The organism is Rhabdaerophilum sp. (genome assembly GCF_046092605.1).
Lineage (GTDB): Bacteria > Pseudomonadota > Alphaproteobacteria > Rhizobiales > Beijerinckiaceae > Rhabdaerophilum.
The window spans coordinates 1-24,991 of sequence record NZ_JBJTDY010000041.1 but is presented as its reverse complement, the minus strand read 5'-3'; the positions used below and the strand labels follow the sequence as shown (position 1 = coordinate 24,991).

General features: G+C 62.7%; 22 protein-coding genes and 2 pseudogenes. 7 read left to right on the top strand and 17 right to left on the bottom strand.

Going from position 1 to position 24,991, the window contains the following annotated elements; genetic code table 11:
- The first annotated feature begins 354 nt into the window (after positions 1-354).
- From ACKODO_RS03790 to ACKODO_RS03770, 5 genes are all read left to right on the top strand, one after another.
- Positions 355-2,112 carry a type I secretion system permease/ATPase gene (locus ACKODO_RS03790; RefSeq protein WP_408982114.1) on the top strand — a complete coding sequence of 586 codons (1,758 nt, stop codon included), beginning with the start codon at positions 355-357 and terminating at the stop codon, positions 2,110-2,112.
- A complete protein-coding gene (locus ACKODO_RS03785; protein ID WP_408982113.1) occupies positions 2,109-3,449 on the top strand; it encodes an HlyD family type I secretion periplasmic adaptor subunit in 1,341 nt (446 codons plus the stop codon). Before ACKODO_RS03790 ends, ACKODO_RS03785 begins: the two co-directional genes overlap by 4 nt.
- Before the next feature lie 166 nt (positions 3,450-3,615).
- Positions 3,616-4,617 (top strand): hypothetical protein, encoded by a 1,002-nt coding sequence (locus ACKODO_RS03780; RefSeq protein ID WP_408982112.1) that lies wholly within the window; start codon positions 3,616-3,618, stop codon positions 4,615-4,617.
- Positions 4,618-4,659: 42 nt separating this feature from the next.
- Entirely contained in the window at positions 4,660-6,930 is a 2,271-nt protein-coding gene (locus ACKODO_RS03775) for a polysaccharide biosynthesis tyrosine autokinase (RefSeq protein ID WP_408982118.1), read from the top strand.
- Between the two features lie 65 nt (positions 6,931-6,995).
- Complete coding sequence (locus ACKODO_RS03770; RefSeq protein ID WP_408982111.1) at positions 6,996-7,736, top strand: hypothetical protein; 741 nt, start codon at positions 6,996-6,998, stop codon at positions 7,734-7,736.
- A gap of 73 nt (positions 7,737-7,809) precedes the next feature.
- Here ACKODO_RS03770 and ACKODO_RS03765 read toward each other — a convergent pair.
- The 8 genes and pseudogenes from ACKODO_RS03765 to ACKODO_RS03730 all read right to left on the bottom strand — a co-directional run.
- Positions 7,810-8,116, bottom strand: a pseudogene (locus ACKODO_RS03765) (transposase family protein); the annotation flags it as partial.
- Positions 8,109-8,218: pseudogene (locus ACKODO_RS03760) on the bottom strand (transposase); the annotation flags it as partial. The pseudogenes ACKODO_RS03760 and ACKODO_RS03765, both read right to left, overlap by 8 nt.
- Before the next feature lie 100 nt (positions 8,219-8,318).
- Entirely contained in the window at positions 8,319-9,581 is a 1,263-nt protein-coding gene (locus tag ACKODO_RS03755) for a TRAP transporter large permease (RefSeq protein ID WP_408982110.1), read from the bottom strand.
- Positions 9,582-9,583: 2 nt separating this feature from the next.
- A complete protein-coding gene (locus ACKODO_RS03750) occupies positions 9,584-10,156 on the bottom strand; it encodes a TRAP transporter small permease (RefSeq protein WP_408982109.1) in 573 nt (190 codons plus the stop codon).
- 4 nt (positions 10,157-10,160) lie between these two features.
- Entirely contained in the window at positions 10,161-11,171 is a 1,011-nt protein-coding gene (locus ACKODO_RS03745; protein ID WP_408982108.1) for a TRAP transporter substrate-binding protein, read from the bottom strand.
- A 96-nt stretch (positions 11,172-11,267) separates the two neighbouring features.
- On the bottom strand, positions 11,268-12,281 hold the full coding sequence (locus ACKODO_RS03740; protein WP_408982107.1) for a transketolase family protein: 1,014 nt from the start codon (positions 12,279-12,281) through the stop codon (positions 11,268-11,270).
- On the bottom strand, positions 12,278-13,114 hold the full coding sequence (locus ACKODO_RS03735) for a transketolase (RefSeq protein ID WP_408982106.1): 837 nt from the start codon (positions 13,112-13,114) through the stop codon (positions 12,278-12,280). Before ACKODO_RS03735 ends, ACKODO_RS03740 begins: the two co-directional genes overlap by 4 nt.
- Complete coding sequence (locus tag ACKODO_RS03730; protein WP_408982117.1) at positions 13,107-13,859, bottom strand: SDR family NAD(P)-dependent oxidoreductase; 753 nt, start codon at positions 13,857-13,859, stop codon at positions 13,107-13,109. Before ACKODO_RS03730 ends, ACKODO_RS03735 begins: the two co-directional genes overlap by 8 nt.
- Before the next feature lie 230 nt (positions 13,860-14,089).
- Between ACKODO_RS03730 and ACKODO_RS03725 the strand changes: the two genes are divergently transcribed.
- On the top strand, positions 14,090-15,028 hold the full coding sequence (locus ACKODO_RS03725) for a LysR substrate-binding domain-containing protein (protein ID WP_408982105.1): 939 nt from the start codon (positions 14,090-14,092) through the stop codon (positions 15,026-15,028).
- 76 nt (positions 15,029-15,104) lie between these two features.
- Here ACKODO_RS03725 and ACKODO_RS03720 read toward each other — a convergent pair whose 3' ends face one another.
- From ACKODO_RS03720 to ACKODO_RS03690, 7 genes are all read right to left on the bottom strand, one after another.
- On the bottom strand, positions 15,105-15,797 hold the full coding sequence (locus ACKODO_RS03720; protein ID WP_408982104.1) for a L,D-transpeptidase: 693 nt from the start codon (positions 15,795-15,797) through the stop codon (positions 15,105-15,107).
- A 136-nt stretch (positions 15,798-15,933) separates the two neighbouring features.
- Positions 15,934-17,127, bottom strand: coding sequence for a M20 family metallo-hydrolase (locus tag ACKODO_RS03715; protein WP_408982116.1), 1,194 nt, complete (start codon positions 17,125-17,127; stop codon positions 15,934-15,936).
- A 56-nt stretch (positions 17,128-17,183) separates the two neighbouring features.
- Positions 17,184-18,641: a dihydropyrimidinase gene (gene hydA / locus ACKODO_RS03710; RefSeq protein ID WP_408982103.1), complete on the bottom strand. Its 1,458-nt coding sequence runs from the start codon at positions 18,639-18,641 to the stop codon at positions 17,184-17,186.
- 109 nt (positions 18,642-18,750) lie between these two features.
- Positions 18,751-19,740, bottom strand: a complete 990-nt coding sequence (locus tag ACKODO_RS03705) for an ABC transporter substrate-binding protein (RefSeq protein ID WP_408982102.1) — start codon at positions 19,738-19,740, stop codon at positions 18,751-18,753.
- 54 nt (positions 19,741-19,794) lie between these two features.
- The gene (locus ACKODO_RS03700; RefSeq protein WP_408982101.1) at positions 19,795-20,757 is read right to left on the bottom strand and encodes an ABC transporter permease; all 963 of its coding nucleotides are present in this window, start codon (positions 20,755-20,757) and stop codon (positions 19,795-19,797) included.
- Positions 20,754-21,647 (bottom strand): ABC transporter permease, encoded by an 894-nt coding sequence (locus ACKODO_RS03695; RefSeq protein WP_408982100.1) that lies wholly within the window; start codon positions 21,645-21,647, stop codon positions 20,754-20,756. Before ACKODO_RS03695 ends, ACKODO_RS03700 begins: the two co-directional genes overlap by 4 nt.
- 22 nt (positions 21,648-21,669) lie before the next feature.
- Positions 21,670-22,443 (bottom strand): ABC transporter ATP-binding protein, encoded by a 774-nt coding sequence (locus tag ACKODO_RS03690; protein WP_408982115.1) that lies wholly within the window; start codon positions 22,441-22,443, stop codon positions 21,670-21,672.
- Positions 22,444-22,663: 220 nt separating this feature from the next.
- Here ACKODO_RS03690 and ACKODO_RS03685 point away from each other — a divergent pair, with 220 nt between their 5' ends.
- Complete coding sequence (locus tag ACKODO_RS03685; RefSeq protein WP_408982099.1) at positions 22,664-23,314, top strand: TetR family transcriptional regulator C-terminal domain-containing protein; 651 nt, start codon at positions 22,664-22,666, stop codon at positions 23,312-23,314.
- Positions 23,315-23,329: 15 nt separating this feature from the next.
- Here the strand turns inward: ACKODO_RS03685 and preA are convergent, their stop codons facing one another.
- Positions 23,330-24,658 carry an NAD-dependent dihydropyrimidine dehydrogenase subunit PreA gene (gene preA, locus ACKODO_RS03680; protein WP_408982098.1) on the bottom strand — a complete coding sequence of 443 codons (1,329 nt, stop codon included), beginning with the start codon at positions 24,656-24,658 and terminating at the stop codon, positions 23,330-23,332.
- A 75-nt stretch (positions 24,659-24,733) separates the two neighbouring features.
- The coding region (locus tag ACKODO_RS03675) for a DedA family protein (RefSeq protein WP_408982097.1) at positions 24,734-24,991 on the bottom strand (258 nt) is incomplete at its 5' end.

Below are 24,991 nucleotides of genomic sequence, written 5' to 3'. Positions count from 1 at the left end.
GTATCGTCGGTCATGGCGGGTGTGGCGGGGTTGATGGTGCGGATCGGATCGGTGTAAACAGCTAAATCCTACGCGATATCATACCGTTATGCTACATCCGCCAACCCAAAATCAGCCCCCTCATGAATAAGACGGGCTAGTGCGCCCCGTCTTTTTTGTGCTTTGCGCAGGTTGACCGGGCGTATGAGGGGCGGGTGAAGTCTGATGCGCCATGCATTCCAACGGTGAATTCTCCCCCAAGAGGACCTGTCGTCACACCTTAAGAATGTTTTGATTTTCCGCTGCAGTGCGTCGGTGCACCTGTGCTAAGACCATACCGCAGTCAATTATGCTTGCACCAGAGCAGCCATCCCGATGACTTATTTTTCACCCCTGGCACGCACGTTTCTCAAGGGTCATTCCAGTACGATTTCCTACATTGTCGGCCTTTCAGCCGCAGTGAACTTTCTCGCGCTGACTGGCGCGATTTACATGATTCAGATCTACGATCGCGTTCTCGTTTCAAAAAGCGGAGCGACCCTGGTCTATGTCACGCTCATCATGCTGGTTCTGTATGGTTTCTATTATTTGTTTGATCTTTATCGCTGCAATGTCATGTCGCTGGTTGGTCGCCAATTCGAGGAAACCTACACAGAGCAGGTGCTTGCGCGGACACTCTCCATGCAAGTCGAAAGTGCGCAGCGTGAGCGAAACTCCAACGCGATGCGTGATCTGGAAGAGGTCGGGCGGTTTATTTCAAGCAGCGCCCCGATCGCCGTGTTCGATCTGCCGTGGATTCCGATCTTCATCATAGTTTGCTTTCTTTTCCATCCCATCATTGGCGGCGTTACATTGTTGTTTCTATGCCTCGCAATCGCTCTGATGGTCATCGGCGAGCGCCAGATCCGTGCGGCCTCGGACGGAGCGGCCGACGCCCTTCGATCGCGCGCCGTGGCGGTCGACACGGCGGTGCGCAATGCTGAAGCCATCGTCGCCATGGGAATCGGGCAGTCGATGCAACATCGCGTCCTGCGTTTCACGCGAAGCTATCTCAACGCGGCCTCGCCGATGGCTCGCAACATGATCCGTATCTCGGGCATGACACGCACGATCCGGCTGATCATCCAGTCGCTCTTGCTGGGCATTGCCGCCTGGCTCGTGGTGATCGATCAGGCGACTCCGGGTGTCATGATCGCCTCTGCGGTCGTGGCTGGGCGGGCGCTGGCACCTATTGATGCCATTGTTGGCCGCTGGCGGCAATTCGTGCAGATGCAGGAATGCTGGCGGCGGCTGGAGAAACTCCTTCTGAACGACGCTCAGGGCTCCGACGTGGTGCAATTGCCCCCACCCACGCGGATCATCACGGTCGACGATGTTTCGGTGGGACCGCTCGGTTCGCCGAAACCCTTGGTGCGGAATGTGACCTTTTCACTCCGGGCCGGCGATCGGCTCGGGATCATTGGCCCCAGCGGTTCGGGCAAGTCGACTCTGGTGCGTGCCATCACGGATGTCTGGCGTCCCTGCAATGGTTCCGTGCGATTTGACGGCGCCCAACTCCGCCAGCACGCGCCGGAGCAACGTGCCCGAATCATCGGCTATCTTCCTCAGGACGTGCAGTTGCTGCGCGGAACCGTTGCGGAGAATATCTGCCGCTTCGATCCTCATTCGACAGCGGCGGAGATGGTCGCGGCTGCGAAGGCGGTCGGCGCACATGAAATGATCCTTTCGCTGCCCAATGGGTACATGACGGATGTGGGCGAGAATGGTTCGAACATCTCGGGGGGGCAGCGACAGCGGATCGGCCTCGCGCGTGCTCTTTATGGAGATCCATTCCTCGTCATCCTCGATGAGCCGAACTCCAACCTCGATGCCAATGGCGAGAAGTCGCTCAACATGGCCATCCGGGGGGTCGCTGCGCGAGGTGGTATCGTGATCATCGTCGCGCACCGGCTGAGTGCCTTGAAGGATACCAACAAACTGCTCCTGCTGGTGGATGGACAGGTGCAAGCCTTCGGCACAAGCGACGAGGTGATGGCGCTTCTCTCCGGTGGCGTGAAGCCCGAAGCCAAGCCGCAAGTTTCGAATCTGCCACCGGAAAAAGGCGCTTCCACTCAGGATAAGCAATCCGCATGAATCCGAACAAGCTGCTCCCCGGATCCGGGACCTCTTCTGACGACAGCAACACGTCTGCCGAGATCTCCCGCATCAAGAAAAAATCGGCCCTGACAATGCTGTTCTTTTTCATGGTGTTTGGCGGCTGGTCTGTTCTTGCCTCGATTTCCGGCGCCGTTATCGCCAGCGGTTTCGTCGTTGTCGAGACCAGCGCGCGCAGCATCCAGCATCTCACGGGCGGCATCGTCGAGAGAATCTTCGTAACCGAAGGGGAGCGCGTCAAGGCGGGCAGCCTCCTGGTGAAGCTCAACGAAACGCAGATCCGGGCCCAGCTTCAGATTCAGGCGAACGAGGTCGACGAGTTGCTGATCCGGCAGGCGCGGCTGGATGCCGAGCAGCTCGGCACCTCGGAAGTGGTTCTGCCCGCAGCTCTGCTGCCTCGCGAAAACAGTCCTGCGATCAGGCGGTTGCTTGAACTCGAGCAGATCATCCTCGCCAGCCGCATTCGTGTCTATGAAGGACAGAGAGCGCAGCTTCGCGAACGAATCGTCCAATCCGAGATGGAGGGGCGCGGCAATATCGAGCAGCTCGAATCCCGGAAAAATCAGGCTGACTTGATCCAGAAGGAAATCACCGAACTCGCACCGCTTGTCGAACGCCAGCTGGTGCCACGCACCCGCATCCATGCCCTTCAGCGCGACGCAGCCCGCATTGCCGGCGAAATGGGGGCGATCGCGGGCGACATCGCGCGTGGACAGGCGCGGATCTCGGAGACAGAGCTCCAAATTCTGCAATTGGAGCAAGTGCGGCGCAACGAGGTGACCCAGGAAGCGCGTGACACGGCAACGCGTCTTGCCAGCGCCACCGAGAAGAAGATCGCCTTGGAAGATCAGCTGAACCACATCGAGATTCGCAGTCCGGTTGATGGCCAGATCCTGCAACTCTCCGTCTTCACGGTCGGTGGCGTCGTGCGTGCCGGCGAAACGCTGATGCGGATTGTGCCGGATAATGAACGCCTTGAATTCGACGTGCGTATCCTGCCGCGTGACATCGATCAGGTGCATATTGGCCAGAAGGCCTCCATTCGCCTCTCTGCGGCGAACCAGCAGAGCACGACCACTTTGGAAGGGCATCTGTATGCGGTTTCGCCGGATCTGATCCTCGAGCCGGCAACGCAGTTGCGTTATTTCTCGGGAAGGGTGCGGCTGGCACCGAGCGAGGTCGGGCGGCCGGAAGCCGGTCGCCTCAAGCCGGGAATGCCGGTAGAGGTTTTCATCCGCACCGAGGAGCGGACACCGCTCTCCTATCTGCTGCGTCCGCTCGTCGAACAAACTGGACGTGCGTTTCGCGAACGATAACAGGGGTTTGAAGCATTTGGCCCTATGGCTGTGCTTCGTGCAATTTCTGCTCGCCGCAAGGTGATGCAGGTTGAACCCCTGAAGATTGTGTATACAGTGATCGGGTTGTCGGAGGTATGCAGCAATGCGTTTGGCGTTTCGGACGATGAAGATTACCGGGCGGCCCATGTTCGCTCTTTCGGTTCTCCTTCTTTTGGCTGCCACCCAGAATGCTGCTGCGGTCTCCTGCAGTGATGCGGTGAGTGATCCTTCCCAGAGTGCTCGAGCCACGAGTTCTCTTGATGATCTGCTTGCGTCAAACCCCCATGGGGGACTTGTTTTCGTGCGACAGGTCCGAGATTCTGTCGCGCATGATTTTCGCGGTTCTGACAGCCTCCTGGCTGCGTTGAGAAAAGCGAATGATCGCCAGCGCGAAGCTCTGGTCGTGGGCCTTGGTCGCGCCTCGGCGGAGTGTGCCGCCTTCAAGAACGAGGTTCCGGCGCAACTGAGGGCGGTGGTGGCGCAGATGGGTGACATGCGCCTGTTCCGCCTTTTCGAAGTCGCTGCAGCCTCTGGCCCTGCCACATCCTCTCCCGGCTCGGCAGCTGCTCCTGCGGTTGCCGCTGGTGAACGCTGCACCCTGGATCGCGCTCCCCTCTCCAAGGAGGAGATTGATGCTTTTCGAAACAATCCTGCGGGTGTGCTCGCAGGGAACCCGCTCGGTGGCTCCGAATTGAGTTCTCTCGTGCGCAATCTCATGCTCAGCGATCCATCGACGCTCACCGCGATTTCCGGGCTTATGGCCGAGAGCACGCCGCGCCAGATGGTGGCGATTGCCGCCGGCCTTGGTCAGGCGGCCAATGCCTGCGAATTCACGTTGCCGGTCGTGACCCAGTCGATCCAGCGCATGATCGCATCCCTCAACAACAGCGAGATCGAGCAAACCTTCCAGGCGGTGGTCGGCAATCGGCAGGTGGGTGCCATCGGCACAACTGGGACCTTTGCGGCCGTTCCGGCGCCGGCCTCCGGGCCGCTTGGTGTGATTGGCGTCCTTTCCGTAGGAAACCAGGGCAGCGGTAGTGTTCCGAATGCCCCCGGTCGCTTTTCTTTCTTTGACGGGACGAGCGGCTCTTTCACCCGAAATGAAACGACGACAGTGTTTTCCGCAGGGTCACCGGTCAGTCCTTGACCCTTTATTCAAGTCTTAACGCTGGATCGGCACATTAACGTGATGAATTACGTTACTCCGTACCCGCGTCAAGCTGCCGAGGCTGGCGTTCAGCTTGAAATTCGTCGTTACGATCTCGGCGAGTTATTGGCCATTCTCCGCCGGCAGAAGAATTTCATCATCAGCGTCGCGTTGCTCTTCGTTGGGCTGGCGCTGATCTATGTTGTCTTTGCTCAACGGCAATACACGGCGCAGACAACAATCATCATTGATCCCCGGCGTCTGCAAATCTTCCGTCAGGACAGCTCTCTGACCGCCGATCCCGTGCTCGACAGCGCGGCGATCGAGAGCCAAATTGAGATGCTGAAATCCGATCGCGTGATCCTCGCCGTCGTCAAGAGTCTCAAGCTGACCGAAGACGATGAATTCGTTGGCCCCTCGACCAACCCGATCAACATCGCGATTCAATCCTTGACATCGATATTCGGCAGCGACGCTCCGGGTTCGGAAGAGGTCCTCCGGATGAGGGCTGTGGCGGCCCTCAAGGACCGTTTCGAGGCGAAGCGCATCGGTCTGAGTTTCGCCATCGGCATCAGCTTCACCTCGCGCGTTCCGGCCAAGGCGTCGTTGATCGCCAACGAAATCGCCGAGGCGTATATCACTGACCAGCTGGCGTCGCGGTATGAACTGACCAGCCGGGCAGGGACGTGGTTGCGCGGCCGTCTTAACGACCTGCGTCACGAGGCCAATGCCGCCGAGCGCCGTCTGCAGGAATTCAAGGCCGAGAACAAGATTTTCGAATCGAGTGGCAAGCTTGAAGTCGAGCAGAAGCTGCAGGAAGCTACCACCAAGCTTGGTGTTGCGCAGGTCGATACGGCAGTGAAGAAAGCGCAGCTCGAACAGATTCGCAATGCAGTTTCCTCCGGCAACCCGGAGGCGGTGACCGCCGAAGCACTGAATGACCCCGTCGTTGCGCTGCAGCGCAATCTCTATCTCGAAAAATCCAAGGAGATTGCTGGGCTCACGGCCAAGCTCGGCGCGAACCACCTGGTTACCCAGCGCGCCATCGAAGAGCGGCGCAACCTCCAGACCAATCTGCTGACCACCTTGCGCTCGATCGAGACGCTGAAGGCAGGCGAATTTGAGGCTGCGCGCACGTCCGAGGCATCGCTGAAACAGGAAATCGAATTTCTGCAGGCCGAGTTCTCCCGCACGCGTCAAATGCAGATCCAGCTTAAGGATCTCGAGAGCGCGGCGGTATCCTTCCGTGCCCTGTTCGACACGATGAACCAACGTTACCTGCTGGCCGTGCAACAGCAATCGTTCCCCGTGAGTGACGCTCGCGTCATTACCGATGCGACACCTCCACTGCGGCCGAGCTGGCCCAAATCGCCGCTGATCCTCGCGGCGGCCCTCGTCTTTGGCATCGGCCTTGGTGGCCTGATCGCGCTCATCCGCGAGATTCTGGATAACCGCATTCGGAATGTGCGCCAGTTGCGTGACGCCACGAAATCCGAATTTCTTGGCATCTTGCCGGTTGAGACAGCGCGGGAACCATTCGATCGCCCGATACTCGAAGAGCAGATCGGGCGCGCCGCCCAGTTGGACCAGACCGCGCGGCTCTTCAATATCACCAAAACCAACGCGGCATTCTGGCGCGTCTTGCGCATGCCTTTCTCTGTCTTCGCGGAGACCATCCGGAAGATTACAGTTTCAATTGATGTGGAGCGCATGTCGCGGGATGTTCGCGTGATTGCGATGGTCTCGGCCAATTCGGGCGAGGGCAAGAGCACCACAACAGCCAATCTGGGCCTGTCCATCGCGCGCTCCGGCAAGCGCGTGCTGATGATCGATGGTGACTTGCGCAATCCGCTGTTGACGCGATCCCTTACCCCCGACGCTCAGGAAGGACTGCTGGAAGTGCTCTCGGGCAAGACGAGCTTCGCCGAGGTTGTTTGGCAGGATGAACTAACCAGTCTGTCATTCCTGCCAACGGTTCTCTTATCCCAACCCAAGGATACTGGCCGTTACCTAGGCTCGGCGGCCATGCAAAGACTTCTGGAGCGGCTCGGCCAGCATTACGACTACGTGATCATCGATACGGCTCCCGTGGGCCCTGTCGTTGATGTCCGCGCTTTCGCGCATCTGATTGATGGCTTCGTCCTTGTCGCGGCCTGGGGTCAAACCGCGCGCGCTGATGTCGCAGCTGTGGCGGAAGCGAACTTCATCCAGAAGAAACTGCTTGGCTCGGTGCTGACGAAGGTCAACATGCGGTCCTTTCAGAACTTCGACACCTATGACCAGAGTTACTTCACCGAAGAGAGGCGCGCCTGATCGGGCGCGCGGGCCTCTTTCGCCTGGTGCTCCGAATCCTCATCGCAGGATTCGCCGTTGCAGCCATGCTTCAGGCGATCCGTGTTTTGCCGAAGGCACCGGGTCTCGATCAATCGAACAGGATCGCCAAACGAATCTTGATGCGAGATCGGCTGGCCCCCTTGATTGTCGAGCGCCAGCTCGAGCCAGTTTCCGATCTTGGCCAACGTGATTGCGCCATGATGGATTGGACGGCGATGGTGCTCCTCTCGGGCTGGTCCTCCGAATATGCGCATGCGCAGGGTCTTTTCGAGCAGGCCGATCAACGCACGCAGCGTGCCTTGAACATAGCCGAAAAGGCGATCCAATGCGCGCCGACAAACGGCTATGCATGGATGTCCATTGTCCGGTTGACCCTTGTCAATGAAGGTTTCCACGACCGCCAGCGACGCATTCTTGACCTGACCTGGCAGCTCATGCCGTACGAAGCATGGGTAATGCTGGCGCGGGCTGCGATCATCGTCTCCAGCGGCAATCCGGATGATCGCGAGCGGCGCAGACGCGCACTGGATGATCTGGCGAGGCTGGTCGAGGCGGAGGCGACGAGGAGCGTCGTCGCGATCATTCGCGGTGCCGGTCCGCAGGCTCAGGTTGAATTGGCCGAGCGAGTGGCTAAACTGCCTTACCGCATTCAGCGGCGATACCAGGCCGAGGCGGTTGCGTTGGGCATCGATACAACGCCGCTGAGTATTCCTCCTTCCAGCGCCGATCCCGAATGGGTGAAGCGACATCGCGCCTGCCAGGATAACCCTCCGGCCTGCCCGTAACGTGACGTGCTCCCCGTTTTCAGACCAGCCTTGGGTGGAAATTTCCGGGGTTAAGGCTCAAGCCGGCAGGAATGACGCCCTTCTGACAGGCCCAGAGGTCGAGATCGCGGCTGATGAACTCCGAGCCCTGATCGACCCGGATTGCTTTGGGATAGCCGACGCTCCCACAACCGCGCTCAAGGGTAGCAACAACATCCTCCCCGGTAGCTGAACCTCGGATCGACGGCCGGGGAGAATCGCGAGAAGGTGTCGACAAGGGTGAGCACACGCAGCTGTCGCCCTGTAGCCAGATGGTCATGGACGAAATCCATCGCCCAGGTCTCGTTGACCCGCACAGGTGGCAGGCGGTCTTCCCGCAGCTTCGCCTTCACCCGACGCGTCGCTGATCCCGGCTTTCCGGCACAATTCACCGATCGGTGTGCATCCTCTGCCTGCTTCAGAACGAAGGCGATCTGCGCCTGCGTGAACTTCGATGCCTTCATGGAACTCTCCTTGCCCCGATCCCGGGACCTCGGTCGCAAAATTCCAGCTCCAAATGGTCCAATCTAACGGGTGCACGTCACGCGTTCCGGCGCTGATCGATCAATAGAGGGTCAGGGCCGGGACATAGCTCACGAGCATCAGCACGATCATTGCCACCACGAAGAATGGCCAGAGCTCCCTTGTCGTTTCGGCCATGGAACATCGCGCGATCGAGGCCGAGATGAAGAGCGTCGTGCCGATGGGCGGTGTGTAAAGCCCGATCCCGAGATTGATGATCATAATGAGCCCGAGCTGCACCGGATCGAGCCCGATCGCTGCAGCGAGAGGAACGAAGATCGGCCCGAGCAGCAGGATCGCTGGCGGCAGGTCGAGCGGCATGCCGACAAGCAGCATCAGGATGTTGAGCGCGAGGATGATCAGCAGCTTGTTGTCGATCGTCGCCTTCACCCATTCGGCGAAACGCGCGGGCACCTGGTCAAAGGTCAGCAGCCAGCCGACCACCGCGCTGCCCATGATGACGAGCATCACCACGCCCGTGGCGATGCCTGCTTCCACCATGGATTGGCAGAAGCGCTTCCAGCTCAGGTCCCGGTAGAAGAACAGGCTGAGAAGCAGAGAATAGACCACCGACAGAACCGCCATTTCGGTCGGCGTCGCGAAGCCCGCGCGCAAACCCACGAGAATGAGGATCGGCAAGGCCAGGGCGGGCATCGACTGGATCGCGAGCCTCAGCAGCGCCTTGCGATCCACCGGCTCGGTGGAGGGATGATATCCGCGGCGCTTCGAAATCCACCAGCACACGCCGATGAAACCGGCGGCCATCATCAGCCCCGGCAGGATGCCGGCGATGAAGAGATCCGCCACGCTCACGCCGCTCACCAGGGCGTAGAGGATCATCGGAATGGAGGGCGGGATCAGAATGTCGATGACGGCGGAGGTCGCGTTGTTCGCGGCTGTCAGACCGGCCGGATAGCCCCGCTTCTTCTGCCATGGGATGAGCACGCCGCCGAGTGCGGAGGCATTGGCGACCGCGCTGCCCGAGACGCCACCAAAGGCCACGGAGGCAACGACCGTGGTGGAGAGCTCGCCACCGCGCCACCGCTTCATGCCCTCGGTCGCGAAATCGAGGAGCTGCCGGCCGAGCTTGCCGCCCATCATCAGGGCCCCGGCAAGCGTGAAGAACGGCAGGGCCAGCATGGGGAAGGATTGCGTCTGGTCGAACATCTGCTGGGCGATCAGCATCAGCGGCAGCCCGTTGCCGTCCCACATCACCGCGACCGCCCCCGCGATCACGAGGCCATGGCCCACGGGAATCGCGAGGATCATCAGCACCGTGAAGGCAATCACCATGGTGAAGCTCATGCTCAGGCCTCCCGATAATCCAGGCTGAAGCGTCGGCTTGTCCCGAGGAGAGCAATCCGCACGGATGACGTGATGTGAATAACACAGAGCGCGATGCAGCAGGCGGCGATGGCCCAGTAGCCATGGCTGCCGGGCAAACCGAGCACGGGGCTCCTCTCGATCTTCGTGATGTCCGCGACCAGCATCGCCTGCTGGAACAGCACGGCATAGGAGATCACGATGATCGCATTGCCAAGATGCAGCAGCCAGCGACGGCGTCGTTCGTTGCCCACGAATTCCAGCAGCCAATCCACCGCCATATGCCCGCCGGCCTGCGCCGCGACGACGATTCCACCTGCGATGAACCAGGGAAAGAGCCGTTCCGGCAATTCCTGCAGGGCCGCGAACCCGCCGGAGGGCATGAGGTAGCGCGTCAGAACATTGGTTGTCATGATGACAGTCAGAGCGATGCCGCTGACGAGGATCAGCAGCCGGCCAGCCATCGTGATGGCCCGTTCGACCGCGCCGGCCGCGGCAATCGCGGCTCGCCCGGTCCGGGAGAGGGGGAGAACCTCTCCCGTCCCAGTCGGTTCCAAGGGATCAGCTCTTGGGAGCGGCTTCGGCGACCTGGGCCACGAAGGCGCCGAAGGGCTTCGCCTTCCAGGCCGTCAGCACACCCGCCGTCGCCGCACGGAAGAGCCCGCGATCCGGCTCGTTCACCGAAACCTTGCTGTTGGCCTTGAACTCGCCCAGCAGCTTCGAATCCGATTCCGCCATCAGCTTGCGCTGGAGAACGCCGGCTTCCTTCGCGGCATCCTTGATGATCGCGAGCTGGTCCGGCTTCACCTTGCGGGTCGCGATCTGCGACATGAGGAAGGGCGTCGATTCCCATTTGTGGCCGGTGATGCTGATGAAGCGGTTCACCTCGAACAGTTTCGCGGAATGAATGTTCGCCAGAGGGTTTTCCTGCCCGTCCACGACGCCCTGCTGGAGCGCGACATAGAGTTCGCCAAAGGCGATCTGCTGGGTCGCGGCACCCATGGCCTGGAAGATATCCACCGTCATCGGGTCCGGCGGCGTGCGAATCTTCAGGCCGTTGAGGTCGGCCGGGCTGTTGATCGGGCGCTTGGAATTGGTGGTGTGACGAATGCCGTTATCCCACCAATCGAGCGGCACCATGTTCACCGCCTCGAATTTCCTGGCGAGTTCCGCACCGACCGGTCCGTCCAGCAGCTTCACGGCCGGCTCGGAACTGGCGAAGAGGAAGGGCAGGCCCAGGGCGCCGATCTCCGGAACGAGCGCCGAGGCCGCGCCCTGGCTGTTCGCCGTAAGGTCGAGCGCGCCGGTGCGCAGGCTCGTGAGCATCGAGGCATCCGAGCCAAGCTGCTCGGAGCCGGCGATCTTGATCGCCAGTGCGCCCTTGGTGCGATCCGAGACAAGCTTCGCGAAATACTCGGCCGCCAGCGTGCGCGGGTTTCCCGGTGCTGCGCCGTGGCCGAGCGTGAGCGTGACGGCGGCCTGGGCCGAGAGCGGCACAGTGAGGATGGCTGGGCTCGCGAGCGTCGCGGCCGCCGTTTTCATGAACTGGCGTCGATCAGGAAGGCGGGTCATGGGCATCTCCTCGTGGGTCATCGGGTCGATCCCCTCTGGCGGGGGTCTTCTGGTTCATCCGGTGCCGCACCACGCGGCACCCGAAAATCTTGCAGCTCAGAGCCAGCCCTTGAGTGAGCGGACAATGGCCTGGGTCGAAATCCCGTAGCGGTCGTGCAGGGTGGGCAAGGCGCCCGCAAGCAGGAATTCATCCGGCAGGGCGATATGGCGAAACCTCGCCGGATGGATGCCGTTGAGCAGGAAATCCCGCGCGAGAGCCTCGCCGAGGCCGCCGATTTCCGTGTGGTTCTCGGCAACAACCACGAGACGGCCGCCCTTCCCGGCCTCGGCACGGATCGTCTCGACATCGAGCGGCTTGATCGTCGGGCAATGCAGCACCGCGACGCCGATCTTGTCCTTTTCGAGTTCCTTCGCCGCTTCGAGCGCGCGCATCGTGAGCAAACCGGAGGAGATGACAAGGATGTCGCCACCCTCGCGGATCGTCTGCGCCTTCCCCAGCTTGAACCGGTAGCCGTATTCGTCGAGCACCAGCGGCACGTTTCCGCGCAGGAGGCGCATATAGGTCGGGCCCTGATGTGCCGCGATCGCCGCCGTGGCCTGCTCGATTTCCAGCGCGTCGCAGGGATCGACGATGGTGAGGTTCGGCATGGCGCGGAAAATCGCGAGGTCCTCCGTCGCCTGATGGCTGGGGCCATAACCGGAAGTGAGGCCCGGCAGCGCGCAGACGATCTTCACGTTGCGGTCTTCCTCCGCGATCGTCTGGTGGATGAAGTCATAGGCGCGGCGGGAAGCGAACACCGCATAGGTGGTGCAGAAAGGCGTAAATCCCTCCGCTGCCAGCCCGGAGCCCGCACCGAACATGATCTGCTCGGCCATGCCCATCTGGTAGAAGCGATCCGGATAGGCCTTCGCGAAGATGTGCAGATCCGTATACTTGCTCAGATCCGCCGTCATGCCGACGATATCCGGCCGCGATTTCGCGACCTCTACCAGGGCATGGCCGAAGGGAGCGGGCCTGGTCGGCTGCCCCTCCGCCGCGATCGAGGCGATCATCGCCGAGGTGGTGGCGCGTTTCCGGCCCGGCACGAAAGGGGCGAGTTTCGGCTTCATGCCGGCCTCCCTGCATCCAGCGCCTCGAGCGCCAGCGCCCATTCATGCGCATCGACGCGGATGAAGTGGCTCTTGTCGCGCTGTTCGAGGAAAGGCACGCCCTTGCCCATCAGGGTATCGGCGATGATCATCCGGGGCAGGGCGCCCTTGTGCTCCTTCGCGTTGTCGAAGGCCTGCCGCACGGCCTCGAGATCATTGCCGTTGATGCGCTGGGTGTACCAGCCGAACGCTTCCAGCTTCTCGGCCAGAGGCTCGAAATTCGCGACCTCCTTCGAGGGGCCATCGGCCTGCATGTTGTTCACGTCGACGATCGCGATGAGGTTGTCGAGCTTGTGATGGGCGGCCGACAGGATCGCCTCCCAGACCGAGCCTTCATCAAGTTCGCCATCGGAGAACAGCGTGTAGACGAAGTTCCTCGAGCCCTTGCGCTTGAGGCCCAGGCACTTGCCCACGGCGATCGCGAGCCCCACCCCCAGCGAGCCGCCCGACATTTCCATGCCCGGCGTGTATTGCGCCATGCCGGACATCGGCAGGCGGCTGTCATCCGAGCCGTAGGTTTCCAGTTCTTCCTCGGGGATGATCCCTGCCTCGATAAAGGCGGCGTAGAGCGCGATGGCATAATGCCCGTTCGAGAGCAGGAAGCGGTCGCGGCCCTCCCAGTCCGGGTCTTCCGGCCGGTAGGTCATGGCGTGGAACCAGGCGACCGCGAGGACATCGGCGATATCCAGCGCCTGCGCGATATAACCCTGCCCCTGAACCTCGCCCATCTGCACGGCATAGCGGCGGATGTGATAGGCACGATCCGCGAGTGACTTGTTTGGCCGTTCAACCATGGATCAGCATGCCTCCATTCACGTCGATCACGGCCCCGGTGACATAGGCCGAGAGATCGGAGGCGAGGAACAGGTAGCAGCCCGCGACATCGGATGCCTCGCCGAGGCGGCTCAGCGGAATGCCCTTGCTGATCTCCGCCTTCATCTCGGGCGTGAGCTTGCCGCCGGTAATGTCGGTCTGGATGAGGCCGGGCGTCACGCAGTTCACGCGGATGCCGTCGGGCCCGAATTCGCGCGCCATGGCCTTGGCGAGGCCAAGAACGCCCGCCTTCGCCGCCGAGTAATGCGGGCCGCCGAAAATTCCGCCGCCGCGCTGTGCCGAAACCGAGGACATGCAGGCGATCGAGCCCTGTTTGCATGCCCGCATGGAGGGGAGAAAAGCCTGGCTGAGGAAGAGCACGCCCTTGGTGTTGATATCGAGGATGCGGTTCCAGCTCGCCTCGTCGATCTCCAGCGTCTTCACGGGCTGGGTCACGCCGGCATTGTTGATGAGAATGTCGAGATGGCCGAAGGTCCTGAGAACCTCGGCCGCCGCGGCATCGCAGGAGGCCTTGTTCGCGACATCGCAGGCGATGCCGATATGCCCGGCGCCAAGTTCCGCTGCGGCCGCCTTCGCCGCCGCGGCGTCGATATCGAGAATGGCGACGCGCGCGCCATGTTTCGCAAAGAGCCGCGCCGTGGCGAGACCGATCCCGCGCGCACTCGCCGCGCCGGAAATGGCGGCCGTCTTGCCCTCTAGGAGCATCATCCGTTTCTCCCTGTGCCGCGCCTCGTCGGGAAGCGCATCCTGTTTCACAGAGGGAACGGCAGAAGACGCCGGCTGACAAACGGTCGTTTTTCAACATAAGATGAATTTCATTCAACTGAATGGGCGTAACCGCTCGTGTCGCCGTTTGCTTCTTCGCGCTTTTCGACCGCAACCACCTGTGATCATCCACCCCTCAACGAACTCCATCAAACTGAAGTCAAGGATCGATGCTCCAGAAAGTCTCGCTCTCGGCCATCCGGATTTTCGAGACCGTTGCGCGGCGCGGATCGCACAAGGCGGCGGCGGCGGAGCTGAACCTGTCGCCGAGCGCCATTTCGCACGCGCTCAAAAACCTCGAGCAAACCATGGGCGTGCAGCTCTTCGAGAAGGATGGCCGGCATGTGCGCCTCACCGTGAGCGGGGATGTCTTCATGCGGCATGTCGTGGCCGCCTTCGATGAATTGCGCCGGGGTTTCGACATGGTCTCCGCCCGGCCGAGCAAGAAGGTCCTGCGGCTTCATTCGGCGCCGTCCATCGCCTATGCCTGGCTCACGCCGCGCCTGCCGCAATTCCTCGCCGCCCATCCGGGCATCGAGGTGCGCCTCTCCGCCGGCACGGAATATCCGCGCTTCAACACCGACGATTTCGACGCGGACATCGTCTATGGGCCGATCCATGCTCCGGGGGTGATCGCGGTGCCGCTCGCCCGCGAGACCGTGACGCCGCTCTGCTCACCCGAGATGGCGAAACGCATCCATGGCCCGCGCGACCTGCTCGATTGCAACCTCATCCTCAGCGACAACAAGCAGGTGCGCTGGCATCACTGGTTCGATGCCAATGGCCTGAACCCTGTGCTGAACCATGATCTGCGGTTTGACCGGAGTTTTCTGGCGCTCGCGGTCGCGGCGGATGGACTGGGCGTTGCGCTGGAATCGACCCTGCTCGCCGAGCGCGAGATTTCCGGCGGGAAACTGGTCGCCCCGCTCGCGAGCGCATCGGTGAACATCACCTATGTCGGGCATCATCTCGTCTACCCGCGCGAAACGCGGCAGGGCGGCATCTTGCGGATGTTCTCGGATTGGCTCGTGAAGGAAATCGCGCAGCCGCGTGACGATGGCGGCTGGTCGCTCACGATAGCGGCCGGCAGCGAGGGGACAGGCGCCTGAGAGGCCTGCAGGAAGGCGTGCCGGTCGGAGGCAGGAAGCCGTGCCGGGCGCTCGCCTTCGCGAAGGCCCCGGAGGCTCAGGCCTTCATCACGATCACCTTGGTCTTGATCGCGGTGCGGTCATAGAGGTCGATCATGTCCTGCGAGAGCAGGCCCGTGCAGCCGCTGGTGAGGTTGGTGCCGATCGTATCCGGCTCGCTCGTCGCGTAGATCGTATAGAGCGTGTAGCGGTTGTTCTGGTAGAGATAGAGCGTGCGCGCGCCGAGCGGGTTTTCCGGCCCGCCGGGCATGCCGCGGGCATATTTCGCGACTTCCGGCTGGCGCTTGATCATCTCCGGCGGAGGGGTCCAGGTCGGCCATTCGGCCTTGCGGCCGATATAGGCCTCACCATGCCAGAGGAAGCCCTGGCGGCCGACATTCGCGCCATAGCGCGTGGCCTTCCCCTCGCCCTCGATGCGGTAGACGAAGTAATTCGCGTTGTCGACGATGATCGTGCCGGGCGCCTCGTCCGATTCGTAATTCACCGTGCGACGAAAATATTTCGGGTCGACCTGGCTGATATCGACGGCGGAGATCGGGAATTTCTTGTCCGCCACCGCGCCGTAATGCTTCTCGGCCTCGGCGAGGCTCATCCCGCCATCATTCGTCACGCAGCCTGCGAGGCTCAGCGCACTCGCGCTGGCCGCAAAGCCCAGCAGGAACGACCGGCGATCGAGCCGACCCCGGTTGAAGCCGTCTGCGGCTTCGGGACGGATGATGCGGTGGCTCATGATCGGGTTACTCCTCTATCCCGCACGCGATCGGAAAGATCGGCCCTCGCGCGTGCAGTTTCTCGACTTATCGCCCAAAATGCCGCCAGATCGCAGGGTTGGCAAGTTCGGCGACCGGCCGTGGGGAACCCGCGCTTCAGGCGAAGCGCTGGTCATAGGCCAGAACGGCCTCCAGCAGAACCTGAGCACCCGCCCCGCATTCCTCGAGCGTCGTCGATTCCGCCTCATTGTGACTCACGCCGCCCGCGCAGGGCACGAAGATCATCGTGGTGGGTGCGACACGCGCGACATAGGCCGCATCATGGCCCGCGCCGGAGACCAGATCCCGCATGCGATAGCCGGATTTTTTCGCACCCTCGCGCACGCAGGCAATGAGATCGGGGTGGAAGCGCACGGCGGGGTTCCTCCAGATCCGCTTTTCCTCGAAGGTGAGGCCCAGCGGCTCAAGAACCGCCGAGAGAGCGGCGCGGAACGCAGCTTCCATCCCGTCGAGCGTCGCCTCATCCGGGTGGCGGAAATCGACGCAGAAGAAGACCTCGCTGGGCACGACATTGCGCGAATTGGGTTCGACTTCCATCAGCCCCACAGTTCCCACCGCATCCGGCCCATGCGCCAGGGCGATGCCATGAATCGCCTCGACCATGCGGGCCGCGCCCAGAAGCGCATTCTTCCGCATATGCATCGGCGTCGCGCCGGTATGGGCCGAAAGGCCATGCACATTCACCTCGTACCAGCGCATGCCCTGCACGCCGGTGACGACGCCGATCATCTTCTCTTCGGCCTCAAGGATGGGGCCCTGCTCGATATGGAGTTCGAACATCGCGCCGATGCGTCTTTGCCCCACGGGCTCCGCGCCCTTGTAGCCGATGCGCTCGAGTTCGGCGAGGAAGGTCTTGCCGTCGCGATCCTCGCGCGCATAGGCGAAGTCCCGCGTGAAGGCCCCGGCGAAGACGCCCGAAGCCAGCATGGCGGGCGCAAACCGCGCACCTTCCTCGTTGGTCCAGTTCACGATCTCGATCGGCGCGTTCGTCTCGAAGCCGGCGGCGTGCAGCGTGCGCATCACCTCCAGGGCCGCGAGCACGCCGAGCACGCCATCGAACTTGCCGCCGGTGGGCTGCGTGTCGAGATGGCTGCCCATGCAGATCGGATCGAGATCGGCACGCTTGCCGGGCCGCCGCGCGAACATGTTGCCGCAATCATCAATTGTCACGGTGCAGCCCAGGGCCTCGCAGGCAGCCCGGAACCAGTCGCGCACCACGCGATCCTCATCCGACAGGGCGAGGCGATGGATGCCGCCCTTCTCGTTGGCACCAATCTTCGCCGTCTCCATCAGGCTGTCCCACAGCCTTTGCGGGTTGATGACAAGATTGGTGGCGTTGACCGGGTTCACGGGACGACATCCATCTTGCGATCGACCGGCCGGGGGGCCGAAATTTCCTTCCATGTCGCATTGGCGACATGCGTCGCCGGGAAGGGGGGCCGGGCCACGAAATCGCCGTCGCCCCGTTCGGCCCGCAGCTCGCCATCCTTCCAGGCAATCTTGCCGCGCGAGAGGGTGATCCACGGCACGCCCGTGCATTTATAGCCTTCGAACACGTTGTAATCGATGCGGCTCACCTGCTTCTTGGCGCGGATGGTCTTGGTCGCGGCAGGGTCCCAGATCACCAGATCCGCATCCGACCCCGCCGCAACGGCGCCCTTGCGCGGATAGATGTTCAGGATGCGCGCGATATTGGCCGAGGTGACGGCCACGAACTCTTCCTTCGTGAGCCGCCCCGTGCCGACGCCTGCGGTCCAGAGCACCGGCATGCGATCCTCAAGGCCACCCGTGCCATTGGGGATCATCCTGAAATCGTTGCGTCCGATGCGCTTCTGCTCGCTCGTGAAGGAGCAGTGGTCGGTCGCGACCACCTGCAGCGAACCCGCCTGCAACCCGGCCCAGAGCGAATCCTGGTGCTTCTTCGGCCGGAAGGGCGGCGACATCACCCGGCGGGCGGCGTAATCCCAATCCTTGTTGCGGTATTCATCCTCGTCGAGCACGAGATGCTGGATGAGCGGCTCGCCATAAACACGCTTGCCGGCCGCACGGGCGCGGGCGATCGCCTCATGCGATTCCCGGCAGGAGGTGTGAACCACATAGAGCTGCGCGCCAGCCATGTCGGCGATCATGATCGCGCGGTTGGTGGCTTCGCCCTCCACTTCGGGCGGGCGTGAATAGGCGTGGCTTTCGGGCCCCGTGGCGCCCTTCGCCATCAGCATTTCCTGCAGGCGGAAGACGACATCGCCGTTCTCGGCATGCACCATCGGCAGAGCCCCGAGCGCGGCGCAGCGGCTGAACGAATTGTAGAGCTCGTCGTCATTCACCATCAGCGCGCCCTTGTAGGCCATGAAATGCTTGAAGGTGTTGATGCCGTAGGTGTTCACCACCGTGTCCATCTCGTCGAAGACCTGGCGTGACCAGCTCGTCACGGCCATGTGGAACGAGTAATCGCAGGCCGCCTTCTCGCTCTTGTGGCGCCAGGCCTGATAGGCCTTCAGCATGCTCTCCCCCGGCGCGGGGATGCAGAAATCGACGATCATCGTCGTGCCGCCGGAAAGCGCGGCCTTGGTGCCCCACTCGAAATCATCCGCCGAGACGGTGCCCATGAACATGAGCTCCATATGCGTGTGCGGATCGATCCCACCCGGCAGGATATCGCAGCCGCCGGCATCGATGATTTCCGCGCCGCGCGGTTTTTCGAGGTTCTTGCCGACCGCGATGATCTTCCCGCCATCGATGAGGACATCGGCCCGCTTCGAATGGTCGTGATTGACGACGGTGCCGCCGCGAATGAGCATGGCCATGGTTCTCTCCCCGGAAATCCTTGGGAGGATGCTTCGCGCATCCTCTGGTCGTCGTTCGATGGGCCGCGGCGGGAAAGCCCGCCACGGCCTGTTCGGCTGGAAAGCCGGCTTATTTCAGCGCGGCGTCGATCACCGCATGCGTCCAGGCGCCGACGGGCTTCTTCGAGATCACCGGAGCCTCGCCGCCCGCGCCGAGCAGGGTCGCGACCGTGCGCTCGTAATCGGCGGGATCGAGCTTGCCGTTCGAGCCGGCGGTGAGCTTGTTGACCTCGCCCATCATGCGCTTCTGGTGGTGTTCCTTCTGCGCGCCGGTCGTGTCGTTCTCGAGCACGATCTTCGCGGCCTCGTCCGGGTTGGCGCGGGCATAGTCCCAGCCCTTCATCGCGGCGCGCACGAACTTGGCCATGCGGGCCACGAAGGCCGGATCGGACAGGCGCTGCTCCAGCACATAGAGGCCGTCTTCCATCGTGGAGACACCCTGGTCGGTGTAGTTGAAGACCACGAGGTCTTCCGGCTTCAGGCCGGCATCGATCACCTGCCAGTATTCGTTGTAGGTCATGGTCGAGACGCAGGCCGCCTGCCTCTGGATCAGCGGATCGACGTTGAAGCCCTGCTTGATGACCTTCACGCCGCCGGGCGAGCCATCGGTCTTCAGACCGAGCTTCGCCATCCACGCCATGAACGGATATTCGTTGCCAAAGAACCAGACGCCGAGCGTCTTGTCCTTGAAGTCGGCCGGGGTCGCCACGCCGGAATCCTTGCGGCAGGTCAGCATCATGCCCGAGCGCTTGAAGGGCTGGGCGATGTTGACCAGCGGAACACCCTTCTCGCGCGCGGCGAGTGCCGCCGGCATCCACTCCACGATGACATCGGCGCCGCCACCCGCGATCACCTGCGGCGGCGCAATATCCGGGCCACCCGGCTTGATCGTGACATCAAGGCCTTCCGCCTTGAAGAACCCCTTGTCCTTCGCGACATAATAGCCCGCGAACTGGGCCTGTGTGACCCATTTCAGTTGCAGCGTCACGCGTTCCTGCGCGCCGGCCGGCAGCAGGGCGCCCAGCATCAGGGCCGCTCCGACAACGAAACTCTTTCTCATTTCCGCTCTCCCCTATTGGCCTGCGCTCCCCGCGCAGGTGTGGCAGTCACTTCACTATTTCTGCCGGTTGGAGGGGTGCCAGAAGGTCACCCTCCGCTCGGCGAGAACCAGCAAGGCATAAAAGGACGAACCCGCGATGGCCGCAATCGCGATCGTCGCCCAGACCATGTCGACCGCCATGCGACCGACCTCTGTCGAGATCCGGAAGCCCATCCCCACGATCGGCGTGCCGAAGAACTCGGCCACGATCGCGCCGATCATCGCCAGCGTCGCATTGATCTTGAGCGCATTGAAGATGAAGGGCATCGCGGCAGGCAGCCGCAAGGCCAGCAGCGTGCGCGCCCAGCTCGCGCCATAACTGCGCATGAGATCCCTTTCGAGATGCCCGGCCGAAGCAAGCCCCGCCACCGTGTTCACCAGCATCGGGAAGAAGGTCATCACGACCACCACCGCCGCCTTCGATTGCCAGTCAAACCCGAACCACATCACGAGAATGGGTGCGATGCCGATGATCGGCAACGCCGAGATGAAATTCCCGATCGGCATCAACCCGCGCCGCAGGAAGCCGAAGCGGTCGCAGAGCAGCGCGATCAGAAAGCCCGCGAGCGAGCCCATGATCCAGCCGGGGATGACCGCGCGGATCACCGTCTGCACGAAATCCGCGCCGAGGGTGGGGAGCGAGCCCATCAGCCGTGCGCCGATCATCGAGGGCGGCGGCAGGAGCACGGTCGGAACCTTCAGGCCGACGCAGATCACCTCCCACAGGAAGAGCAGCGTGGAACCGAACAGGAAGGGAATGCCAATGCCTCCGGCGCGCGCAAGCGCGGTCGGCGCGCGTTCCGGCACGGCGCTCCAAAGCTGGTTCGCGAGCCAGAGCAGCAGCCATGCCGTGAGCGCTGCGAGCCAGAGCAGAATGCCACCGGTGCCATGCGCCAGCACAATCGCGAGGAAGGCCGCGCCCATGCCGGCGAGACCGGTAAGCAGGATACGTGAGGGCGTGCCGGCAGGAGCACTCATGGTCGGCCCCCCATCGCCCTGAGGGTGAGGCGCTCCACGAGGCTCACCAAAGCCAGGAGCAGGGCCGCGAGGATCGCCGCCATGAAGAGTGCCGACCAGATCTGAACCGTCTGGCCGTAATAGCTGCCCGAGAGGAGGCGCGCGCCGAGGCCCGCCTGCGCGCCCGTGGGCAACTCACCCACGATGGCCCCGACAAGGCTGATCGAGATCGACACCTTCAGCGAGGCGAAGAGGAACGGCAACGCCGCCGGCCAGCGCAGCTTCGTGAAGGTCACCGGGCGCGATGCATTGTAGGTGCGCATCAGGTCGATCTGCATCGAATCGGCCGAGGAGAGGCCCTTCACCATCCCGATGGTGATGGGAAAGAACGAGAGATAGGCCGAGATCACCGATTTCGGGATGAGCCCGGTCAAGCCCACCGAGCCGAGCGCGACGATGATGATCGGCGCGATCGCGAGGATCGGGATCGTTTGCGAGGCGATGATCCACGGCATCAGGCTCTTCTGCAGCACCCGGGAATGGATGATCGCGATGGCCAGACCAATGCCGAGCATCGCACCGATAAGGAAGCCCACGAGGGTCGCCGACAGCGTCACCCAGGCATGGAACAGCAGGTTGCGGGGGTTCAGCACCATGCCATCCGCCGTCTGGCGGAACAGGCGGGTGCCAATCGTCGAATTGTAGAGTTCGACCAGCACCTGATGCGGCGCGGGCAGCACCGGCCGCTCCAAAGCCCAGGCGATGGCATAGCGGTTGCCAAGGCCTTGCGCGTCCTTCAGTTGCGGCAAATCCGCATTCATGGGCAGGCAGGCGAGATACCAGATCACCACGATCAGCGCCGTGATCGTGGCGACGGGCACGAAGGCGCTCTCGCCGCTCCGGTTCGCCATCCGCATTGCAGCGGCCACCCGCTCAGTCATCGTAGGAATGGCCGGCGCGCAGCCCCTCCCGCACGCGATGCGCGATCTTCAGGAATTCGGGCGTCTCGCGGATGTCGAGCGTCCGCCGGTCGCCGAGGTCGCAATCGATCACGTCGATGATCCGGCCGGGGCGCGGAGACATCACCACGATCCGCGTGGAGAGGAACACCGCTTCGGGAATGGAGTGCGTGACGAAGATCACGGTCTTGCGCGTCTCGGCCCAGAGGCGCAGCAATTGCTCGTTCAGGCGGTCGCGCACGATCTCGTCGAGGGCGCCGAAAGGCTCGTCCATCAGCAGCAAAGCCGGCTCGAAGCTCAGCGCCCGGGCGATCGAGACCCGCTGCTGCATGCCGCCGGAGAGCTGCCAGGGATATTTTTTCTCGAACCCCGCGAGGTTCACCATGGCGAGGTAGCGCCGGGCGCGTTCCTGCCTTTCGGCTTTCGAATATCCGAAGACCTCGAGCGGCAGCATCACATTCGCTTCGGCCGTCCGCCACGGATAGAGGGCCGGTGCCTGGAAGACATAGCCATATTGCCGTCCCAGCCGGGCGGCTTCGGGCGTCACGCCATTCACCGTGATCGAACCGGAGGTCGGCTTCTCGAGATCGGCGATCACCCGCAGAAGCGTGGTCTTGCCGCAACCGGAAGGACCGATAAAGGAGATGAACTCGCCGGGCCTGACCGCGAGATTGGCCTTCTCCAGCGCATAGACGGGGCCGTCCGCGGTCTGGAATGTCAGCGACAGATCGCGAATCTCGATCGCCATGCCCGTGGTCACGCGCTCGCCCTCTGTTCCATATCCATTCACCCCGCGCGCCGAGGCGCTCTTGAGCCGGAGCAAGCGCCATGCCGCATCATGGCGCGATCCGGCTCCCGCTCCTGCATAGCCGGTATTCGCCATGATCGGGAATTGACCATCTGGTCAGAAATCGTGCAATCTCGAATCCGCGATCATTCCTTGAATCGCGGTGGACAGACGGAACCGAATGATGGGCGCGGCGAACCGCCTTGCCGAACTGGCGAGCCCCGGCCATACCGGAAAGACGCGCGGTGGCGAGGCCAATATCGAGCGCATCCTCGATGCCGCTCTCGCGGTCTTCGCGATCGACGGCTTTGCCGGCGCACGGATCGACGCCATCGCCGAGCGTGCGGGGCTCTCGAAGCCGAACCTGCTCTATTATTTCCGCACCAAGGCCGATCTCTATCTTGCGGTGCTGCGCCGCACGCTCGACATGTGGCTGGTGCCGCTGGCCGAGATGGACACGCAGAGCGACCCCGTGGCGGCGCTGACCGGTTATGTCACCCGCAAGCTCGAATATGCGCGGGATTATCCGGAAGCCTCGCGGCTTTTCGCGATGGAAGTGATGCGCGGCGCCCCCATTCTCCTCACCATTCTCGAGAATGACCTCCAGCGCCTCGTCGCGTCGCGCGCGGCGCTTCTGGAACGTTGGATGGATGCGGGATACCTGCCGCGTCGCGACCCGCAGCATCTGCTGTTCCTCATCTGGGCAACCACCCAGCATTATGCCGACTTCGCCGCGCAGGTGAAGGCGTTGACCGGGCAGAGCCTCGATGATCCCGGTTTTTTTGGCGAGGCCCGCCGCGCCGTGCTGCTGGCCGTTCTCGGTCGGTCCTGAGCCGGGCATTGTGCCTCACCCCGCCGCATGTTTCGCGGGGCGCGGATCTTTCGCGTTCGGATTGTTGGGATGCTCGACCCAGCTGCGCTGACCGCCGACCTTGATTCCGGTGCGACGGTCCATCTCGCCCTCCGCGAGCGGCACCATGGTGATGCAGTTCTCGACCGGGCAGACCACGGCACAGAGATTGCAGCCGACGCATTCCTCCTCGATCACCTCGAAATGCCGCTTGCCGTCCAGCATGCTGGTGATGGCCTGATGCGAGGTATCCTCGCAGGCGATGTGGCAACGCCCGCAGGAGATGCAGAGTTCCTGATCGATGCGCGCCTTCACCACGTAATCGAGGTTGAGGTGCTGCCAATCGGTCACCCTCGGCACGGCGCGGCCGACGATTTCATCGACGCCCGCGTATTCCTTCTCGTCCATCCATGCCGAAAGGCCGGCCGTCATTTCCTCGATGATCCGGAAACCATAGACCATCGCGGCGGTGCAGACCTGCACATTGCTGGCTCCGAGCGCCATGAACTCCACCGCATCGCGCCATTTCTCGATGCCGCCGATGCCCGAGATCGGCAGGCCACGCGTCTCGGAATGCCGCGCGATCTCCGCGACCATGTTCAGCGCGATGGGCTTCACGGCCGGGCCGCACATGCCGCCATGCGTGCCCATGCCGCCGACCGAGGGCCAGGGCGTCATCGCGTCGATATCGACGCCCATCATTGAATTGACCGTGTTGATTAGCGAGACGGCATCGGCCCCGCCCTTCTTCGCGGCCTCCGCCGGGCGCAGGATGCTCGCGACATTCGGCGTGAGCTTCACGATGACCGGCATGCGCGTATGCTGCTTGCACCAGCGCGTGACCATCTCGATATATTCCGGCACCTGACCCACGGCCGCCCCCATGCCACGCTCGCTCATGCCGTGCGGGCATCCGAAATTCAGTTCGACGCCATCGGCCTCGGTTTCCTCCACCGCCGCGAGAATCGCCTTCCAGCTATCCTCCGTGCAGGGCACCATCAGCGAGACAACCAGCGCGCGGTCCTTCCAGTCCCGCTTCACCTGCTTGATCTCCTGAAGGTTCACCTGCAGCGGACGATCCGTGATGAGTTCGATGTTGTTGAAGCCGATGACGCGCCGATCCTGCGCGTGGATCGCCCCATAGCGCGGGCCGGAGACATTGACGACCGGCGGTCCATCCTCGCCGAGCGTCTTCCACACCACGCCGCCCCAGCCCGCCTCAAAGGCGCGGCGGACGTTGTATTCCTTGTCCGTCGGCGGCGCCGAGGCCAGCCAGAACGGGTTCGGAGATTTGATCCCGATGAAATTCGACGTCAGGTCAGCCATTGTCAGCCTCCATGTTGGCGCGCGCGGTCAGGCCACAGCCCGCCGCCGTCTTGCTATCCGAATTGATTGTAAGTCTCAGAACCCCAACAGGTTCCAGAACCAGCCGATGATGATCCCGCCCACTTCGCCGAATTTCGGGATCACATAGGCCCAGGTCATCGCGGCCGTCACGTTCACGATCAGGAACAGCGGCAGCGACATCTTCATCATGCCCGCGAACAGAAAGATCACCGGTCGCAGCGGCCCGAAGAAATGGCCGATGAAGACCGCGCCCATCCCCCATTTGCGGAACGCATCCTCCGCCTGCCCCACCAGATCGGGATGATCCTTCAG

Excerpts from the sequence above, each read along its gene's own strand:
- ACKODO_RS03790 (WP_408982114.1), top strand. The coding sequence starts at position 355 with ATGACTTATTTTTCACCCCTGGCACGCACGTTTCTCAAGGGTCATTCC.
- ACKODO_RS03785 (WP_408982113.1), top strand. The coding sequence starts at position 2,109 with ATGAATCCGAACAAGCTGCTCCCCGGATCCGGGACCTCTTCTGACGAC.
- ACKODO_RS03780 (WP_408982112.1), top strand. The coding sequence starts at position 3,616 with ATGTTCGCTCTTTCGGTTCTCCTTCTTTTGGCTGCCACCCAGAATGCT.
- ACKODO_RS03775 (WP_408982118.1), top strand. The coding sequence starts at position 4,660 with ATGAATTACGTTACTCCGTACCCGCGTCAAGCTGCCGAGGCTGGCGTT.
- ACKODO_RS03770 (WP_408982111.1), top strand. The coding sequence starts at position 6,996 with ATGCTTCAGGCGATCCGTGTTTTGCCGAAGGCACCGGGTCTCGATCAA.
- ACKODO_RS03755 (WP_408982110.1), bottom strand. The coding sequence starts at position 9,581 with ATGAGCTTCACCATGGTGATTGCCTTCACGGTGCTGATGATCCTCGCG.
- ACKODO_RS03745 (WP_408982108.1), bottom strand. The coding sequence starts at position 11,171 with ATGACCCGCCTTCCTGATCGACGCCAGTTCATGAAAACGGCGGCCGCG.
- ACKODO_RS03740 (WP_408982107.1), bottom strand. The coding sequence starts at position 12,281 with ATGAAGCCGAAACTCGCCCCTTTCGTGCCGGGCCGGAAACGCGCCACC.
- ACKODO_RS03735 (WP_408982106.1), bottom strand. The coding sequence starts at position 13,114 with ATGGTTGAACGGCCAAACAAGTCACTCGCGGATCGTGCCTATCACATC.
- ACKODO_RS03730 (WP_408982117.1), bottom strand. The coding sequence starts at position 13,859 with ATGCTCCTAGAGGGCAAGACGGCCGCCATTTCCGGCGCGGCGAGTGCG.
- ACKODO_RS03725 (WP_408982105.1), top strand. The coding sequence starts at position 14,090 with ATGCTCCAGAAAGTCTCGCTCTCGGCCATCCGGATTTTCGAGACCGTT.
- ACKODO_RS03720 (WP_408982104.1), bottom strand. The coding sequence starts at position 15,797 with ATGAGCCACCGCATCATCCGTCCCGAAGCCGCAGACGGCTTCAACCGG.
- ACKODO_RS03715 (WP_408982116.1), bottom strand. The coding sequence starts at position 17,127 with ATGGAGACGGCGAAGATTGGTGCCAACGAGAAGGGCGGCATCCATCGC.
- hydA (WP_408982103.1), bottom strand. The coding sequence starts at position 18,641 with ATGGCCATGCTCATTCGCGGCGGCACCGTCGTCAATCACGACCATTCG.
- ACKODO_RS03705 (WP_408982102.1), bottom strand. The coding sequence starts at position 19,740 with ATGAGAAAGAGTTTCGTTGTCGGAGCGGCCCTGATGCTGGGCGCCCTG.
- ACKODO_RS03700 (WP_408982101.1), bottom strand. The coding sequence starts at position 20,757 with ATGAGTGCTCCTGCCGGCACGCCCTCACGTATCCTGCTTACCGGTCTC.
- ACKODO_RS03695 (WP_408982100.1), bottom strand. The coding sequence starts at position 21,647 with ATGGCGAACCGGAGCGGCGAGAGCGCCTTCGTGCCCGTCGCCACGATC.
- ACKODO_RS03690 (WP_408982115.1), bottom strand. The coding sequence starts at position 22,443 with ATGGCGATCGAGATTCGCGATCTGTCGCTGACATTCCAGACCGCGGAC.
- ACKODO_RS03685 (WP_408982099.1), top strand. The coding sequence starts at position 22,664 with ATGATGGGCGCGGCGAACCGCCTTGCCGAACTGGCGAGCCCCGGCCAT.
- preA (WP_408982098.1), bottom strand. The coding sequence starts at position 24,658 with ATGGCTGACCTGACGTCGAATTTCATCGGGATCAAATCTCCGAACCCG.